This window comes from Actinopolymorpha rutila (assembly GCF_013407855.1).
GTDB classification, from domain to species: domain Bacteria; phylum Actinomycetota; class Actinomycetes; order Propionibacteriales; family Actinopolymorphaceae; genus Actinopolymorpha; species Actinopolymorpha rutila.
Genome location: NZ_JACBZH010000001.1, coordinates 2602534 through 2619899 on the forward strand (window position 1 = coordinate 2602534; position 17366 = coordinate 2619899).

The 17366-nt window shown below is 69.6% G+C and carries 18 protein-coding genes and 1 pseudogene; 8 read left to right on the forward strand and 11 right to left on the reverse strand.

What is annotated here, in order from left to right:
• Nucleotides 1–34 precede the first annotated feature (34 nt).
• Nucleotides 35–583, reverse strand: a complete 549-nt coding sequence (locus F4554_RS11650) for a hypothetical protein (protein ID WP_179787401.1) — start codon at nt 581–583, stop codon at nt 35–37.
• A gap of 363 nt (nt 584–946) precedes the next feature.
• Here F4554_RS11650 and F4554_RS11655 point away from each other — a divergent pair, with 363 nt between their 5' ends.
• The 5 genes from F4554_RS11655 to F4554_RS11675 all read left to right on the forward strand — a co-directional run bounded on the left by F4554_RS11655 (nt 947) and on the right by F4554_RS11675 (nt 6622).
• On the forward strand, nt 947–1948 hold the full coding sequence (locus F4554_RS11655) for a PfkB family carbohydrate kinase (protein WP_179787402.1): 1002 nt from the start codon (nt 947–949) through the stop codon (nt 1946–1948).
• Between the two features lie 245 nt (nt 1949–2193).
• A complete protein-coding gene (gene ctaC, locus F4554_RS11660) occupies nt 2194–3012 on the forward strand; it encodes an aa3-type cytochrome oxidase subunit II (protein WP_337795977.1) in 819 nt (272 codons plus the stop codon).
• Nucleotides 3009–4787, forward strand: a complete 1779-nt coding sequence (ctaD, locus tag F4554_RS11665; protein WP_476495313.1) for an aa3-type cytochrome oxidase subunit I — start codon at nt 3009–3011, stop codon at nt 4785–4787. The genes ctaC and ctaD overlap by 4 nt, the downstream gene beginning before the upstream one ends.
• Nucleotides 4784–5179, forward strand: a complete 396-nt coding sequence (locus F4554_RS11670) for an aa3-type cytochrome oxidase subunit IV (RefSeq protein ID WP_179787403.1) — start codon at nt 4784–4786, stop codon at nt 5177–5179. Before ctaD ends, F4554_RS11670 begins: the two co-directional genes overlap by 4 nt.
• Before the next feature lie 270 nt (nt 5180–5449).
• Nucleotides 5450–6622, forward strand: a complete 1173-nt coding sequence (locus tag F4554_RS11675) for a L,D-transpeptidase (protein WP_337795978.1) — start codon at nt 5450–5452, stop codon at nt 6620–6622.
• Between the two features lie 166 nt (nt 6623–6788).
• On the opposite strand, the gene F4554_RS33000 is transcribed toward F4554_RS11675, so the two are convergent.
• Entirely contained in the window at nt 6789–6923 is a 135-nt protein-coding gene (locus F4554_RS33000; RefSeq protein WP_272956195.1) for a hypothetical protein, read from the reverse strand.
• A pseudogene (locus F4554_RS34000) lies at nt 6872–7105 on the reverse strand (class I SAM-dependent methyltransferase); the annotation flags it as partial. The pseudogene F4554_RS34000 and the gene F4554_RS33000, both read right to left, overlap by 52 nt.
• Before the next feature lie 41 nt (nt 7106–7146).
• Between F4554_RS34000 and F4554_RS33005 the strand changes: the two are divergent.
• Nucleotides 7147–7599, forward strand: coding sequence for a TetR family transcriptional regulator (locus tag F4554_RS33005; protein ID WP_202889256.1), 453 nt, complete (start codon nt 7147–7149; stop codon nt 7597–7599).
• Between the two features lie 16 nt (nt 7600–7615).
• Here the strand turns inward: F4554_RS33005 and qcrB are convergent, their stop codons facing one another.
• The 4 genes from qcrB to ctaE form a co-directional block, all read right to left on the reverse strand.
• Complete coding sequence (gene qcrB, locus F4554_RS11690; protein ID WP_179787404.1) at nt 7616–9331, reverse strand: cytochrome bc1 complex cytochrome b subunit; 1716 nt, start codon at nt 9329–9331, stop codon at nt 7616–7618.
• The gene (gene qcrA, locus F4554_RS11695; RefSeq protein ID WP_179787405.1) at nt 9328–10362 is read right to left on the reverse strand and encodes a cytochrome bc1 complex Rieske iron-sulfur subunit; all 1035 of its coding nucleotides are present in this window, start codon (nt 10360–10362) and stop codon (nt 9328–9330) included. Before qcrA ends, qcrB begins: the two co-directional genes overlap by 4 nt.
• Nucleotides 10359–11186 carry a cytochrome bc1 complex diheme cytochrome c subunit gene (gene qcrC, locus F4554_RS11700; protein WP_202889257.1) on the reverse strand — a complete coding sequence of 276 codons (828 nt, stop codon included), beginning with the start codon at nt 11184–11186 and terminating at the stop codon, nt 10359–10361. The genes qcrA and qcrC overlap by 4 nt, the downstream gene beginning before the upstream one ends.
• 79 nt (nt 11187–11265) lie before the next feature.
• Entirely contained in the window at nt 11266–11913 is a 648-nt protein-coding gene (gene ctaE / locus F4554_RS11705; RefSeq protein WP_179787407.1) for an aa3-type cytochrome oxidase subunit III, read from the reverse strand.
• A 151-nt stretch (nt 11914–12064) separates the two neighbouring features.
• On the opposite strand from ctaE, the gene F4554_RS11710 reads away from it, so the two are divergent.
• Nucleotides 12065–12520 (forward strand): response regulator transcription factor, encoded by a 456-nt coding sequence (locus F4554_RS11710; protein ID WP_179787408.1) that lies wholly within the window; start codon nt 12065–12067, stop codon nt 12518–12520.
• Nucleotides 12521–12530: 10 nt separating this feature from the next.
• Entirely contained in the window at nt 12531–13571 is a 1041-nt protein-coding gene (gene trpD / locus F4554_RS11715; RefSeq protein ID WP_179787409.1) for an anthranilate phosphoribosyltransferase, read from the forward strand.
• A gap of 6 nt (nt 13572–13577) precedes the next feature.
• Here the strand turns inward: trpD and F4554_RS11720 are convergent, their stop codons facing one another.
• The 4 genes from F4554_RS11720 to F4554_RS11735 form a co-directional block, all read right to left on the reverse strand.
• Nucleotides 13578–13859, reverse strand: coding sequence for an Lrp/AsnC family transcriptional regulator (locus F4554_RS11720; RefSeq protein WP_179787410.1), 282 nt, complete (start codon nt 13857–13859; stop codon nt 13578–13580).
• 55 nt (nt 13860–13914) lie between these two features.
• Nucleotides 13915–15684, reverse strand: coding sequence for a DEDD exonuclease domain-containing protein (locus F4554_RS11725; protein ID WP_179787411.1), 1770 nt, complete (start codon nt 15682–15684; stop codon nt 13915–13917).
• A gap of 60 nt (nt 15685–15744) precedes the next feature.
• Nucleotides 15745–16506: a class I SAM-dependent methyltransferase gene (locus F4554_RS11730; protein ID WP_337795979.1), complete on the reverse strand. Its 762-nt coding sequence runs from the start codon at nt 16504–16506 to the stop codon at nt 15745–15747.
• A 122-nt stretch (nt 16507–16628) separates the two neighbouring features.
• Nucleotides 16629–17345 carry a phosphotransferase gene (locus F4554_RS11735; protein ID WP_179787412.1) on the reverse strand — a complete coding sequence of 239 codons (717 nt, stop codon included), beginning with the start codon at nt 17343–17345 and terminating at the stop codon, nt 16629–16631.
• Between the last annotated feature and the right edge of the window lie 21 nt (nt 17346–17366).

The window sequence follows — 17366 nt, forward strand, 5'->3', positions numbered from 1 at the left end:
GAGGGCCGCCTGCCGCCACGGGCGGTGAGGATCGTCAGCCGCGTAGCTTGACCACCCGGCCGGAGGATCCGTCGACCAGCGGCCGGTCACCGACCGGCGCGTCCAGATGGACGTCCACGGCGTGCTCCTTGATCACCTGGGCGCAGATCACGTCGCTCCTACCGGGCGGGTCGCGGTGCAGTTTGACCACCACCGCGTCGGCGCGTTCGGTGACCTCGGCGCGCCGCAGGCCGGGCGAGCACGGCGTCGGCAGGGTGTAGTGCACCTTCAGAGTTCGGGCGGTGGGCGTGCCGTCGGCCGCGTCCACCCGGATCAGCGGCTGCCAGTTGTCGTCGGGCGGCCTGGCCGGCGGCATGCCGGGCCGGTCGTCGCCCTTACCGTCCTTCCCGCCCGGTGGCCGGGTCGGGCCGGGGGAGGAGGTCTTCGACGGGGCGGTTGAGGGGGTGGCCGAGGGTGTGGGCTGGGCCGAGGCGGTGGCCGACGGCGTGGGCGAGTCCGGCTGGTCTCCGGACTCGGCGGTCGTACCGGCTCCGCACGAGGTGAGCAGGGCGAGCACGGCCAGAACGGCCAGGGTGGCCGGCATGCCGGCTGTGCGTACGGGACGGACGGGACCCGCGGACGGTGACCTCATGTGTTCCCCCGGGGACGTCGAGGTGCCTGGCTCTGCCGGCGTACCGGCGAGGACCGGTGGTGCCAGATGACCACGGCGAAGCCGCGACCGGGGCGAACACCTGCCCGCCACATGGACGCGGTCCCGCCGCCGCCGGTTCCGGCCGCGGGCCGGGCCCTGGCGACGCGCCGCACCGGGGCTCAGGGGGAGGGGAGGCCTACGGGGAGGCGCCCGGCCCGGCCGGACTCGCGGGGCCGAGCGCGACGCGGACGGGGCCGCCCTCGGTATGGTGAGCTGCCGGTTCGCCGTCCGACCATTCCGTAAGGGGAATTCTTCGTGCCAATCGCGGTTACCGGGTCGATCGCCACCGACCACCTCATGACGTTCGGCGGCAAGTTCCGCGACTCGCTCGTGGTCGACCAGCTGGACAAGATCTCGGTGTCGTTCCTCGCCGACGACCTCGAGGTGCGCCGGGGTGGCGTCGCCGCCAACATCGCGTTCGGCATGGCCTGCCTCGGCCTGGACCCCGTCCTCGTCGGTGCGGTCGGCCACGACTTCGCCGACTACCGCTCGTGGCTGCAGCGGCACGGCGTCGACTGTGGGTCGGTGCACACCAGTGACGAACACCACACCGCGAGATTCGTGTGCACGACCGACTCCGCACACGCCCAGATCGCCACGTTCTACCCCGGCGCGATGAGCGAGGCCAGGAAGATCGAGCTCGCCCCCGTGGCCGAACGCGTCGGTGGGCTCGACCTCGTGGTGGTCGGCGCCAACGACCCCGAGGCGATGCGCCGGCACACCGACGAGTGCCGGGACCGCGGCTACGCGTTCGCCGCCGACCCCTCCCAGCAGCTCGCCTGGTCCGACGGCGAGCTGATCCGTGAGCTGATCGACGGCGCCACGTACTTCCTCTCCAACGAGTACGAATCCGCGCTGACCGAGCAGAAGACCGGCTGGAACACCGAGGAGATCCTGACCCGGGTCGGCGTGGTCGTCACCACGCTCGGATCGGAGGGTGTCCGCATCCACCGCAAGGGCGAGGCGCCCATCCACGTGGGCGTCGCACCCGTGCACGGCCTGGTCGACCCCACCGGCGTCGGCGACGGCTTCCGCGCCGGTTTCCTGGCCTCGGTCGGCTGGGGACTCGACCTCGAGCGGGCCGCGCAGGTCGGCTGCCTGCTCGCCGCGCACGTGATCGAGACTGTCGGCCCGCAGGAGTATCACCTCACCCGGGAGACCTTCCTCGGCCGGCTCGCCGAGGCGTACGGCGACGACGCCGCGGCCGACGTCGAGCCCATGCTCACCCGCGTCCAGGAGCAAATCACCTCTTCCTGAGCCGGCCGGCTGTCCGCCGGGGCGTCCGTCGCTGTGCCCTGATCGGGACCGTCCGCCCGCCGGGAGGGTGCGGACGGTGCGGACAAGTCCTGCGAGTAGGGTTTCTGTCGCTGATACGAGGTTGCGCCGCTGTGCACCCGGTGGGTCTGTGTAATCGCCGGTGCGGAGGGTCTGAGGGAGAAAGGCATCCCGTGAGGTCGAACGCTGGCGAACGCGCTCCGCGCCCGATTCTGCGCAGGGCGTCCGTGGCGTCGCTCGTAGGCATCGCCCTGCTCGTGGTGAGTGGATGCTCCACCGAGCAGTTGGACACCTGGAAGCGGGGCGGCATGCCCCCGCCGGCGAGTGACCGGGCCACCCACACGCTGAGTCTGTGGCAGGGCGCCTGGATCGCCGCGCTCGCGGTCGGCGTGCTGGTCTGGGGCCTGATCATCTGGGCGGTGATCGCCTACCGCCGCCGGGACGACTCCGTTCCGCCGCAGGTCCGTTACCACCTGCCGATCGAGATCCTCTACTCCGCGGTGCCGTTCGTGATCATCGCGGTGCTGTTCTTCTTCACCGTGCGCGACCAGAACGCCATCCTCAAGGTCGACAAGAACGACCCGCCCACCAACGTCGTCAACGTCGTGGGCCAGCAGTGGAGCTGGACGTTCAACTACGAGAACGCTCCCGGTGTCGGCACGGTGTGGGAGACCGGGAACCCCGAGCACCTTCCGACGCTCTACCTGCCCGTGGGGGAGAAGGTCGGTTTCAAGCTCAACTCGCCCGATGTGGTCCATTCGTTCTTCATCCCGGCGTTCCTGTTCAAGATGGACGTCTTCCCGGGCAAGACCAACTACTTCGAGCTGACCCCCACCAAGGAGGGTGAGTTCGCCGGCAAGTGCGCCGAACTCTGCGGCGTCTACCACTCCCGGATGCTGTTCACCGTGCATGTGGTGAGCCAGGAGAAGTACGCCGCGCACCTGCGTCAGCTGAAGGCCAAGGGCCAGACGGGCCTGAACCTCGGCGGCGCGGCCGCACGGACCCAGCAGGGGCTGCAGACGGAAGGCGAGGGAGGGACCAAGTGACCATTCTCAGTGAGCGCCGGCAGGCGTCCGACTTCCCGACCGAGCCGGTACGCCGCCGCAGTACGGGCGCGAAGATCGTGTCGTGGATGACCACCACCGACCACAAGGTGATCGGTCACCTCTACCTCGTCACGTCGTTCGCGTTCTTCCTGGTCGCCGGCCTGATGGCGCTGATCATGCGGTCCGAGCTCGCCCGCCCCGGCATGCAGATCCTCGGCAAGACCAACGGCGAGCTGCTCTACAACCAGCTGTTCACCATGCACGGCACGATCATGCTGCTGCTGTTCGCGACGCCGCTGTTCGTCGGGTTCGCCAACGTGGTCATGCCGCTGCAGATCGGTTCGCCGGACGTCGCGTTCCCGCGGATGAACATGCTCAGCTACTGGATGTTCCTGTTCGGTGGCCTGATCGTGCTGAGCTCGTTCCTGACCCCGTCCGGGGCGCCGGACTTCGGCTGGACGGCGTACACCCCGCTCTCCGACGCGGTGCGGACCCCGGGCGTCGGTGGTGACCTGTGGGTGATGGGGCTCTACATCGCCGGTCTGGGAACCATCCTCGGCTCGGTCAACTTCGTCACCACGATCTTCTGCATGCGGGCGCCGGGCATGACGATGTTCCGGATGCCGATCTTCACCTGGAACGTCCTGGTGACCAGCGTGCTCGCGCTGATCGCGTTCCCGATCCTGGCCGGCGCCCTGCTGATGCTGGAGGCAGACCGGCAGTTCGGTGCCCACGTGTTCGACCCGGGCAACGGCGGTGCGGGTCCGCTGCTGTGGCAGCACCTGTTCTGGTTCTTCGGTCACCCCGAGGTCTACATCATCGCGTTGCCGTTCTTCGGGATCATCACCGAGATCATTCCGGTGTTCAGCCGCAAACCGCTGTTCGGCTACGTCGGCATGGTGATGGCCACCATGGGGATCGCCGCCCTGTCGGTGGCGGTCTGGGCGCACCACATGTTCGTGACCGGCCAGGTCGACCTGCCGTTCTTCTCGTTCATGACGTTCCTCATCGCAGTGCCGACCGGAATGAAGTTCTTCAACTGGATCGGCTCGATGTGGCGCGGCTCGGTCAGTTTCGAGACGCCGATGCTGTGGTCGATCGGCTTCCTGGTGACCTTCCTCTTCGGTGGGCTCACCGGCGTGATCCTCGCCGCCCCGCCGCTGGACTTCCACGTCAGTGACACCTACTTCGTGGTCGCCCACTTCCACTACGTCGTCTTCGGCACCGTGGTGTTCGCGATGTTCGCGGGCTTCTACTTCTGGTGGCCGAAGATGACCGGCCGGATGCTGAACGAAACGCTCGGGAAGATCCACTTCTGGACGCTGTTCTTCGGCTTCCACCTGACCTTCCTGGTCCAGCACTGGCTGGGCGTGGAGGGCATGCCCCGCCGGTACGCCGACTACACCGTCCAGGACGGCTTCGCGACCCTCAACACCGTCTCCACCATCGGCGCCTTCCTGCTGGGGATGTCCACGTTGCCGTTCCTGCTCAACGTGATCTTGTCCTGGAAGGCGCCGAAGGTCGGGGTCGACGACCCGTGGGGCTGGGGCCGTTCGCTCGAGTGGGCCACCTCGTCCCCGCCGCCGCGGCACAACTTCACCTCGATCCCGCGGATCCGCTCCGAAAGCCCGGCGTTCGACGTCCACCACCCGGAGATCGCTCTGCTCGAACTCGCGCAGAACGACCCGCACGGTGTCGCCGACGTGCCCGAGCACAGCGGCCGCGACAGCCAACTCCACTCCAGCTCGCAGCAGAACCGGAAGGACCGCTCGTGAAGGCCGAGGGATACATCTTCGCGATCCTGACCGGATTCTTCATCATCGTCACGCCCATCTACTGGTTCCTGTCCCACGACCCGACCGGGACCAGCGCGCTGGTGATGACCACGCTGCTCGCCGCGCTGGTGGCGTTCTACGTGCTCCTCACGGCCCGCCGGGTGGGCCCGCGGCCGGAGGACCGCAAGGACGCCGAGATCGCGGAGGGGGCCGGCGAGCTCGGCTTCTTCAGCCCGCACAGCTGGTGGCCGCTGGCCTGCGCGGCGTCCCTGTCGGTGATCGTGCTCGGCATCGTCTTCGGCTGGTGGCTCTTCATCATCGGCGCCGGGGTCGGTGCGATGTCCGTGCTCGGCATGGTCTTCGAGTACTACCGCGGGGAGCACGCGCACTGATCACCGCTAGCTGAACGCCGGGTCGTAGCGCGTCCAGCCTGGTCGAGGGGCCGGTCCACCTGGACCGGCCCCTCGTCCTGTGTTCGCTTGATCCGGTTCAGTATTCTTTGTTCGGACACACCTACTCACGTGCAACTTTCCGGGGGATCAGAACGTCTTCCACCCGGAGGTCCCTGCAGGGGGGATCGACCTGACCTGAGTAGGTCCGCCGGGACAGGAGCATTCATGGGGAATCGGGGGCGCATGCGGTCAGCGGTGCGTAGAGCAGGGGTGTTGGCAGCGCTGCTGGCGATGGTGCTGGTGGTCGGATGCCAGTCGAAGTCCACGAGCGAGCCGATCGAGGCGAACGCCAATCCGGGCAAGCACTCGGCGGCGACTCCCAAGAAGACGACCCCGCCGGTCAAGATCGCGCTTTCGGGGAAGAAGTCGGCGAAGGTGGCACTCAGCGACCCGGTGAAGGTCTCCGCCAGTGGAGGCAAGCTCGAGAAGGTCACAGTCACCAGTGAGGGCGTCGACGACCTCCAGGGGACGCTGAACGCCGCCAGGACGGTCTGGACCGCCAAGGCCGGCGCACTCCTGCCCGGCCGGACCTACAAGGTCACGGCGAGCGCGAAGAACGCCCACGGGCGGGCGACCGACCTCAGCCAGAGCTTCACCACCGCGCCGCCGGCCAAGGTACTGGGCACCGACGTCACTCCGCTGAACGGCTACAACGTCGGCGTGGGGATGCCGATCATCGTGAAGTTCACCGAGCCGGTCACGGATCGCGCCGCGGCGCAGAAGCGGCTCGTGCTGGAGACGTCCAAGCCGGTCGAGGGGGCCTGGCACTGGTTCAACGACTCCGAGGTCCACTACCGTCCGAAGACCTACTGGCCGGCGCACACCAACGTGACACTGAAGGTCAACACCAAGGACTTCGACGCCGGCAACGGGGCGTGGGGGATCAGGGACAAGGTCCGCACGTTCAGCATCACCAACTCGGTGGTCACCAAGGTCGACCTCGACCGCACCCACACCGCCAAGGTCTACATCGACGGGAAGCTTGCGCGCACCATCCCGGTGACCGGCGGCAAGAAGGGCTGGCGGACCCGCAGCGGCACCAAGGTGATCCTGGAGAAGCGGGAGAAGGTCCTCTTCAAGAACGAAGCCATCGGGGAGAAGGAGCATTACCGCCTCATCGGTCGGTGGGCGCTCCGACTGACCTGGAGCGGTGAGTTTCTGCACACCGCGCCCTGGTCGGTCCACTCGCAGGGCCACGCAAACACCAGCCACGGCTGTGTGGGGATGAACCTCAAGAACTCCGGATGGCTGTGGCACGTGTCCCACGTAGGTGACCCGGTGGAGGTGTCCAGCAAGGACGGCTCCCCGATGCAGACCACCGGCAACGGGTACGGCGACTGGAACGTCTCCTGGAGCGACTGGAAGGCCGGCAGCGCGCTGTAGTGAGCGAGGCCGAACACGGAGAACGGACCCCACGTCCACGAGGACGTGGGGTCCGTTCCGTGTTCGTGGGACCGGCGATCAGGTGGCGTGAGTGGCACGGACCGCGGTCGTCGCCAGGGTGGTGAAACGCATCGTGAACCGCCCGCCCAGCCCGTCGATGGCAGTACTACGGCCCTCCCGCGCGCAGCACCTGTGCGGCCTTCACGGTGCTGGCCACCTGGTCCACCCGGCGCCGGGCCTGGGCCGCGATCACCGTGTCGAACGTCCGGCCGACCGGCTGCCAGGCCTCGAACGTCGCCACCTCGACCCGCAGCCGCGCGCTGTCGCGAACGCTGCCATCTGCGCATCGCGCTCGACGCCGAGCACGCTGCACCCGACGGCGTGGAACTGGCGAGCCGCGATGCCGGTACCACAGCCGACGTCGAGTACGTCAGGTCCGGGCCTCCCGGCGACGAATTGCGCCACCAGGGCGTCCGGGTAGCCGGGCCGGGCCCGGTCGTGAGTGCCGACCGGGGTGCACCTTCGTGACGCGGCAGCAGGCGTTCGACGCGGCCGAACGCGTGCTGCTGCGCGAGGGACCGAGCGGGCTGACCAGCAGGGCGGTGGCCGACGAGGCGGGCTGCGCCAGGGGCGTGCGGCATCGGCACTTCAGCGACCTGGACGCCTTCCTGGCAGACCTGGTGCTCGACCGGGCCGCACAGCTGGAGACCCGGGCGAACGCTCTGCTGGAGTCGGCGGGCACCGGCACCGTGGCCGGAAACCCCACCAGCGCGCTGATCTGCCTGCTCGGGCCGGTTCCGATGGCGATCATCCCGTTGATCACCTTCCGGGACAGGCTGCGCGCCCGGCTCCGGGAGGCCGGATCGGGCGGAGGTGTCGGGATTCTCGCCCAGGCGCGTGATGCAGGGACCTGCAAACCGGCCCTGAACAGCACTGTGCCGCGGCCACCAGGTGGTGGACCGCGGCACAGGTGCTGAGTGGGCTGGTGTCTGCTCAGTGCTCGGAGCGGGAACTCCCGCCGCCGGCGCCGACCTGCTTCGTACCGTCGGCGTGACCGTTGCCGTCGGCCAGCTCGCGGGCGTGGCCGTTGCCGTTGGCCAGCTCGTGGCCGTGGCCGTTGCCGTGAGCGGCCTCCAGCTCGGCCTTCGTCGGCACCTGCATCTGGTCACTGAAGTAGAAGCGGGACGCACGCGCCCGTAGCTTCCGCCGCCGGAAGTGGGGGTCTGCCACGCCGTGGGCGTCCACCCCCGAACCGACCTCGAGCGGCTCCTGACGGTCGTGGCTGGAGATCGTCCAGGCCTCCTCCGGGTCGAGGGGCGCGTGGATCTCGCTGACCTCGCCGTTGGGGGCCCGCATGACGATGCCCGTCTCCCGGCCGTGGAGCAGCCGCTCCCGGTCCCGGCGCTGCAGGCCGATGCAGGTCCGTTTGGTGATCAGGAACGCGATCACCGGCCCGATGAACACCGCGAAGCGGAGGAACCAGGTGATGGAGTTGATCGACAGGTGGAACGTGGTGGCGATGATGTCGTTACCGCCGCCGATCCACAGCAGGCCGTAGAACGTCATCCCGGCCACACCGAACGCGGTCCGCACCGGCTGGTTGCGGGGCCGGTCCAGCAGGTGGTGCTCGCGTCGGTCACCGGTCACCCAGGACTCGATGAACGGGTAGAGCGCGAGGACGACCGCCATCAGCCCGAGCAGGCCGAAGCCCGGGATGAAGATGTTCCAGCTGATGGTGAAGCCCGCTACGTGGGTCTCCCAGTTGGGCATGATGCGCAGCCCGCCCTCGACCCAGCCCATGTACCAGTCGGGCTGAGTGCCGGCACCGACCTGGGACGGGCTGTACGGCCCGTACACCCAGACCGGGTTCAGCTGGAAGAGCGCGCCCATCAGGGCGGTGACGCCGAAGACGATGAAGAAGAAGCCACCGGCCTTGGCCATGTACACCGGAAGCAGCGGGTAGCCGACGACGTTCTGGTTGGTCCGTCCGGGACCCGGGAACTGGGTGTGCTTGTGGTAGACGACCAGTGCCAGGTGTGCCGTGATGAGCGCCAGGATGACTCCGGGCAGCAGCAGGATGTGCACGGGGTACAGGCGTGGAATCACGACGTCACCCGGGAACGCCCCGCCGAACACGAAGTACGACAGGTATGTGCCGACCACCGGGAACGCCCGCAGCAGACCCTCGATGAACCGCAGACCGGTGCCGGAGAGCAGGTCGTCGGGGAGGGAGTAGCCGGTGAAGCCCTCGACCAGGCCCAGCTGCAGCAGGATGGTGCCGAGCAGCCAGTTGAGCTCCCGCGGCTTGCGGAAGGCGCCGGTGAAGAACGTCCGCAGCATGTGCAGCGTCATGGCGCCGATGAACAGCATCGCCGCCCAGTGGTGGATCTGCCGCATCAGCAGCCCGCCGCGCACGTCGAAGGAGATGTGCAGCGTCGAGGCGAACGCCTCGGACATGTGGACGCCGCGCAACGGCAGGTAGGGGCCGCTGTAGACGACCTCCTGCATGCTCGGCTTGAACCACAGCGTCAGGAAGGTGCCCGACAGCAACAAGATGATGAAGCTGTAGAGCGCGATCTCACCGAGCAGGAACGACCAGTGGTCGGGGAAGACCTTGCGGATGTTCTTCTTGACCAGCTTGGCCAGGCCGATGCGGTCGTCGAGGAACTCCAGTGGCTTGCCGAGGGGGTGTGGTGTCGCGCTGCTCATCCGCGCTCCCAATAACTCGGTCCGACGGGCTCGGTGAAGTCGCTTTGGGCGACCAGGTATCCCTCGGCGTCGACCATGATCGGCAGCTGTGGCAGCGACCGCGCAGCCGGCCCGAAGACGACCCTTCCATTGTCGGCGAGGTTGAACGTCGACTGGTGGCAGGGGCAGAGGACCTGGTGTGTCTGCTGTTCCCACAGGTTAACCGGGCAGCCGACGTGAGTGCACACCTTGGAGTAGCACAGAATGCCGGAAACGCCCCAGTTGCGGCGGTTCGGCAGGGCCCGGATGTCGTTTTCCTTCATCCGGACGACGATCACCGACGACTTCGCCCGGGCGTCCTGGCGTTCGACGCCTTCGGGCACCTTCTCCAGCGTGATGGGTACGCCGTTGACCAACTGGCCGAGCTCGAGGTCCTCGGCCTTGATCGGCTCGAAGGTCACGTCGTTGGCGATCCGGGTGCCGCGCCGCCAGATCGTGTGCGCGGAGGCGTTGCCGGGCAGCGGGCCGAGGTCACGCAACAGCACGATCACGGGCAGCCCGAGCGCGGCCAGCGCACCGATCAGGGAGTTGCGGATCAGCTTGCGGCGGCCGATCCCGCTCTCCTCGGCGCCCTGCCGGACGGTCGCGATGGCCTCGGCGCGCTCCTCGTCGTTCGACTTGGCCGGGTGGCGCTCCTCGACCATCTCGTTGTCGGACATCAGCTTGCGGGCCCACTGGACCGCGCCGATCCCGATCAGCAACAGTGCGAGGCCGAGTGTGCAGCCCATGATGAAGTTGGACGCGCCGAAGCCGAGGAAGGACGCGTCGGTGGGGACGGCGAAGTAGGCGACCACGAAGCCGAGCGTCAGCAGCGTGGCCAGGCCGAACATCGTGGCGACCTGACGCTCCGCGCGCTTGGCGGCGCGCTCGTCTACGTCGGTGGGACGCGGCTCGTGCGCCGGCAGACCGGGATTGGGCACCGGGTGGTCGTACCCGGTGCCGGTCTGGCCGGTCGGGACGGGAACCTCGCCACGAGAGCTCTCGTCGCTCATTTGCCCTGTGCTCCCTTTCCGTTGGTCCGTGCGGTCTTGGCCGCGATCCACACCGCGAGGGCGACGCAGGCGGCCAATCCGGCCAGCCAGGCGGCGATGCCCTCGCTCACCGGGCCCAGGCCGCCGAGGCCGAACCCGCCCTGGCTCGGCTGGTGCTTCAGCTCGTCGAGGTAGGCGATGATCTGCCGCTTGTTCTTCGGGGTGATCACCTGGTCGGAGAACACGGGCATGTTCTGCGGGCCGGTGAGCATGGCCTCATAGATGTGCCTGTTCGTGGTGCTGTCGATGTTGGGGGCGTACTTGCCCCACGTGAGCGCGCCGCCCTTGCCGGCCACGTTGTGACAGGAGGCGCAGTTGGTGCGGAACAGCTCACCGCCCTGGGCGATCTCGGCATCGCTGAGGTCGGACGTGTTGAGGTCCTGCTTGGAGGGCACCGACGGGCCCGGCCCGAGCGAGGCGACGTAGGCCGCCAGCGCGGCGATCTCCTGGTCGCTGAAGGCGACCGGCTTCTTCGGGATCTGGGCGCCCGGCTGCTGGGCCGGCATCCGCCCGGTGGCGACCTGGAAGTCGACCGCGGCGGCGCCGACGCCGATCAGCGGCGGACCGGCGTTGGTCCCCTGCGCGTTCATGCCGTGGCAGGAGGAACAGCTCACCGCGAACAGCTTGCGACCCTGATCGACCTGTGTCGACTGGGCGGCGTCGGCGGACGCCTTCGACGACGGGGAGGCGACGGCGTAGACGCCGCCGAAGACCGTCAATGCCAGGGCCACGACGACCAGACCGGCGAACCGGTTGCGACGTCGCGCGCTGAGGATGGTGCTCAACCGGGGACGAGCCCGGAACCCGACCGTGTGGAACCGGGGGCGACCCCGGACGCCGAAAGGCACGTCTTCCAGCTCCGTCCTACTTGATGAGATAGATGGTCGCGAAGAGTCCGATCCACACGACGTCGACGAAGTGCCAGTAGTACGACACCACGATGGCGCTCACCGCCTGCTCATGCGTGAACCGCTTCGTCATGAACGTACGACCGAGGACCAGCAGGAAGGCGATCAGGCCGCCGGTCACGTGCAGGCCGTGGAAGCCGGTGGTGAGGAAGAACACCGAGCCGTACGCCGTGGAGGAGATCGAGACACCCTCGTGGATCAGCTCGGAGTACTCGTAGGTCTGGCCGCCGATGAAGAACGCACCCATGAGATAGGTGAGGACGAACCACTCCCGCAGGCCCCACTTGGCGGGGTTCAGGATGCTGCCGGCGCGTCCCACCTGGCCGCGCTCGGCGGCGAAGACGCCCATCTGGCAGGTCACCGACGACAGCACAAGCACCGTCGTGTTGACGAACGCGAAGGGGACGTTGAGCTTCGCCGTTTCCTGCGCCCAGAGGTCCGGGGATACCGCCCGAATCGTGAAATATGCCGCGAAGAGCGCGGCGAAGAACATCAGCTCGCTCGCGAGCCACACGATCGTCCCGACGCTGACCATCGAGGGGCGGTTCGGGTGGCCGTGGAAGCGCGCGGTGGGTTCTACGGTTGCTGTCGCCACGTGCGCCATTATGTCGGTCGATCCCCGCCGCCTTCGGGCGGCCCCCGGCGCCCGCGGGTCGGGCAGGCGGAGGCGAGCCGGGTAACATCACCGCCGTACGCCGACAGGCGTCCTGACCGACGCCGCCCGCCAGTGACGAACTCTCGCCGAGGACACCCCGATGAGCGCTGAAGCCACCGCGTCCCAGTCCGGTTCGACAGCCGGCTCGCCCCCGGGCTCCCTCCGGATTCTCGTCTACTCCGACGACCGGACGACCCGCGACAAGGTGAGGTTCGGCATCGGCAAGCGGCCCGAACGCGATCTCCCCCCGGTGGAGTTCGTCGAGTGCGCGACGCAGTACGCCGTCCTCAAGGCGCTCGACGCCGGCGGCATCGACGTCGTCATCCTCGATGGGGAGGCGGTCCCGGCCGGCGGCATGGGCATCGCCCGTCAGCTCAAGGACGAGATCTTCAACTGCCCGCCGATCCTGGTGCTCACCGGACGGGTCCAGGACGCCTGGCTGGCCACCTGGTCGCGGGCCGAGGCGGCGGTGCCCTACCCCATCGACCCGGTGGCACTGTGCCGGGCGACGGTCGCCCTCGCCCGGCAGCGCCTGGCCGCCACGTCCGGTCGATGAGCCGGCCGTCATGGTGCAGCAGCCGGCCCTGACCTGGTCGCGACTCCTCGGCCTGCTCCTGCGCGGGGAGGACCTCACCTCCGAGCAGGCGTCCTGGGCGATGGGCGAGATCCTCGACGGGCAGATCACCCCGGTGCAGGTGGCGGGATTCGCCGTGGCCCTGCGCCTCAAGGGGGAGACCGTCGACGAGGTCGACGGCATGGTCCGTGCGATGTACGCCCACGCCCGCACGATCGAGGTGCCCGGGCGCGCGGTCGACGTGGTGGGTACCGGCGGGGACGGTGCGCACACCGTCAACATCTCCACGATGGCCGCCCTGGTCGCCGCCGGTGCGGGTGCCCGGGTGGCCAAGCACGGCAGTCGCAGCGCCTCGTCCCTGTGTGGTGCGGCCGACCTGCTGGAGTCCCTCGGCATACCGCTGGACCTCCCGCCCGCCCGGGTCGCGGAGATCGCCTCCGAGGTGGGCATCACGTTCTGCTTCGCCCCCCACTTCCACGCCGCGATGCGCCACGCCGCCCAGACCCGGCGCGAGCTCGGCGTGCCCACGACGTTCAACCTCCTCGGGCCGCTGTCCAACCCCGCCCGGCCGCAGGCGCAGGCGGTGGGTGTTGCCGACCCGAGGATGGCGCGGATCGTCGCCGGCGTGTTCGCCGCGCGCGGCGTGGACGCTTTCGTCTTCCGCGGCGACGACGGGCTGGACGAACTCACCACCACGACCACGTCGTCGGTGTGGGTCGTGCGCGCGGGCGAGGTGAACGAGGAGAAGCTGGACCCGGCCGACCTGGGGATCGCCCCGGCGCCGGCGGACGCACTGCGCGGTGGCGACGTGACGTTCAACACAGACGTCTGCCGGCGGGTGCTCGCGGGCGAACGCGGGCCGGTGCGGGACGCGGTGCTCCTGAACGCCGCCGCCGCGCTCGCCGTGCACGAGCCGTCCTCCGAGCCGCTGCTGGACCGGATCCGCGCGGGCTACGCGCGTGCCGTGGGCTCGGTGGACGAGGGACGGGCCGAGGCGACCCTCAAGCGCTGGGTGGCCGCGGCCCGCAGTTAGCCCGCCCTACTCCGGACTTCCCAGGCTGAACGCCGCCTCCAGGTCGTGCTGGGAGTAGGCACGGAACGCGATGTGGGTCTCGGTGGACAGCACGCCCGGCACTTTGTTGAGCCGGTCGGCCACGACGTCGGCCACCTGGTCGTGCTCGCGCACGCGGACCAGCGCGATCAGGTCGATGTCACCGGTGACGGAGTAGACCTCGCTCACGCCGTCGAGCTCGGCGATCTCCTGGGCCACCTCCGGGATGCGCGCGACATCTGCCTGGACGAACACGATGGCGGTGATCAAGGTGCCTCCTCGGGGCGCCTGGGGTCAGGCTGGGATCGGTCGGGGCCGGGCACCTTCATCGGGCCGGCCGGTGGGTCGGCCGCAGGCGCCTGCGGTCCTGGCAGGGTACGACGTCGTCGCGGGCGGCGTACGCGGTGTCCAGCCACTCGGTGTGGGCCTGTGCGCCTCCGACCGGGCAGCTCCACTCGCCGGCGAGCTCGACCAGGCGTACGCCCGGTTGCTCCAGCCAGGCGAGGATCCGCTCGGTCTCCTCGGCGGTCGCGGCCGGGGTCGGCGGAGGTGGCGGCTCGACCGTCTCCGCGGTGGTCACGATCTCGTCCACGCCGGCGCGCGCGGGCGTGCTGCGGGGAACGACACCGGCGGCGGCCAGCCGGCCGTACCGCACGACGTGTGCCTCCCAGCCACCCTCCTCGGTGCGCTTCGCGGCGACCAGCTCGGGACAGCGGGCCAGCGCGCTCATCCGCTGGAAGCGCGCCGCGGCGCGGACGAAGGCGGCCATCCGGTCGCGGTGGACGCTCGCCTCCTCGAATCTCGACTCCACCACCAGCCGGCCGATCCGGCGGGTGGCCGCCTCGATCACGGGGGTGGGATCGGCGGCGACGGCATGCCGGATGGCGTCGACGTGGGTGGCGTACGTCTGTACGTCGACCGCACCGACGCACGGAGCCACGCACCGGTCCATCTCGGCCAGCGCGCACGCGGAGCCCGAGCGCGGGGTGCGGGCGAGCCGCTGGGTGCACTGCCGGATGGGAAACGCCTCGTGGATCGCGGCGACGGCCCGCTCGGCCACCCGCCGCGAGCCGAACGGGCCGAGATAGGTCGCCGCGTCGGCCTTCACCTCACGGACCAGGGACAGCCGCGGGAACGGCTCCACGGTGACCTTGAGCCAGGTCGCGCGCTCGGGGAACCGCGAACGGCGGTTGTATCTCGGCTTGTGCACGGCGATCAGGCGCAGCTCGCGTACCTCCGCCTCCAGCGGGGTGGCGCACTCGATGCCGGTCACCTTTGCCGCGAGGCTCACCATCTCGCCCATCCGCGAGCGGGTCTCCGACGCGGTGAAGTAGGTCCGCACCCGGGTGCGGAGGTCCTTGGACTTGCCGACGTAGAGCACCCGGCCGCGGTCGTCGGTGAAGACGTAGACCCCCGGCGCGTGCGGCAGCTGGTCGGCGAGGTGGCGCTTGCGGCGCTGGGCGGGGGTGACCCGCGAACTGAACGCGGCCAGCTCCTGCAGTGAGTGCACGCCCAGCGGGCCGAGGCGTTCGAACAGCCCGTGCAGCACGTCGACCGTCGCCCGGGCGTCGCCGAGCGCACGGTGCTGGGGAACGGTGCCGGATCGAAAGAAGCGGGCCAGCGTGGCGAGCTTGCAGTTGGGCGCGTCGTCGCGGGTGAGCACCCGCCGGGCCAGGCGCGCGGTGTCCAGGACCTCGAACGACGGCCAGGGCCGGCCGTGCTCCTGCGCGGCGGCCCGGAGGAATCCCACGTCGAACGGCGCGTTGTGCGCGACCAGCACACAGCCGTGCGCGAATTCCAGGAACGCGGGCAGCGCGGCCCCGAGCGGCGGGGCGGAGGACACCATCGAGTCGGTGATGCCGGTGAGCACGGCGATGAACGGCGGGATCGCCGAGCCCGGGTTGACCAGCGTCTGGAACTCCCCGAGCACCTCGCCCGCCCGGACCTTCACCGCACCGATCTCGGTGATCGCTGCCTGCTGCGGCGAACCCCCGGTGGTCTCCAGGTCGACCACACAGAAGGTCACCTCCCGCAACGGGGTGCCGAGCTCGTCGAAGCTCGCCTGGACGGGCAGGGAAGGTTCCGCGACGGTCATGGGCCAGACGCTACGGGCGGCCACCGACAACCGGACGAAACGACGCGCCCCGCGGTCCGGTCAGGCGTGGCCGAGGCGGATCTTGGACTGGCCGTGCGGCCGCTTCTCCCAGTCGGCCATGAACCGCCCGCGCAGGCCGTGCCGCTGGGCCAGCTTCAGCAGCGTCTCGGTGCGGTAGTAGAAGTCCTCGCGCAGCACCTGGTGCTCTCGCCCCTCGGTGCGGTCGAAGGTGAAGTCGAAGAACCCGCGCGGTGCAAGGACACGGCCCACGTGGGCGAAGCACTCCTCGATCACCGGCAGCGGGGAGTGCGAGAAGACGCTGTGTGCGTGCACGACGTTGAAATAGGCGTCGGGCAGGAACTCGAACCTCAGGTCGCGCACCGGCGTGAGGTGCGGGACCTTGTTCTGCAGACCGTCCTCGACCAGCGTCTGCTGGGCGGCGATCAGGATGTCGGGGGAGATGTCGAGCCCGTAGTAGTTGCCGGCGTCGAGGTAGTCGACGAACAGCCGGCCGGCGCGGAGGTTTCCGCAGCCGATCTCGAGCATCCGGTCGCTCGGCCGCAGGCCGTGTTCGACGAGGTAGTCGAACTGCATCCGGCCCAGGGCCAGCCAGCGCGCGTGGGACTTGCTGCCCACCGCGGCCTCGGCGCTGCGGGACGCGTCGGACTTCATCACCGCCCGGTAGTAGTCCACGTGGTCGCGGTTGCGCAGGCGCAGCACCGTGTCCCGGGCGAGCCGCCGGGCATAAGGGGGTACTTTCGCCGGGTTTCGCATGGCGTACCGCAGCTGGTAGAGCAGGTTTTCGCGGTCCTTCGTCGTCACGCTGGCGAAGTTAACCACGCCTGGGCCGAGCGGTCCGAGCCACCTCGCCGTGCGCGCCGCACTCCCCGCCTGCTCCCGCCTGCTCCGGGCCTCACTTCCGCCTCTCTGCCTTACTCCGGCCCTTACTCCGGCCAGGCCGCGGTCGCGGCCGCGCGCCTTGCCCACTGCCGAGCTCCCTCGCCGCCGGGTTCCCACCGGGTGCAGAACGCCTCGAGGGCGTGACACCGCGCGAGCATCACCGCCCGGCGGACGGGCCAGTCGGGCATCGGGCCGCCGTACGCGCCGAAGAACGCACCGAGCAGCGGCGTCCGGTCGGGATGGTGCGTCCGGACGATCCACTCGCACCAGGCCAGGTCCTCGACCGCGGACCCGAGGTGGGCGAACTCCCAGTCGAGCACGGCGGTGACGGTGTGCTCGGCGGGGTCGAGGAGCAGGTTGTTCGGCCCGTAGTCACCGTGCACCAGGACGTATCCGCCGGGCACTTCCGGAACGTCCGTCGGCCGGTCGGACAGGGGCGGCAGGTCGGAAAGCCGGGCCGGGTCGACCGCGTGGATCTCACGCAGGGTGTGCCCGCAGGCGGCGAGTACGGCGGCGGCCCGGTCCGGTGACTCGGCCGGCGCGAGGAGCTCCTGGCCGTGGGTTCCGCCCACGAAGCCGGTCGTCAGCCGGAGATCGCCGGCGTCGACCAGGGGCGGCAGCGGAATCGTGCCGGCCAGCCGGTCGAGCACGACCTGCTCCCGGCGCCGCCGGTCCGGGGCGTCCGGGCCGGCGTACTCCTTGACCACCACCGCTCCGTCGCCGACGGTGCGGTTGGTGTAACCGTGTGGCAGACGTCGCATGCCGGACATTCTCGCCGACGT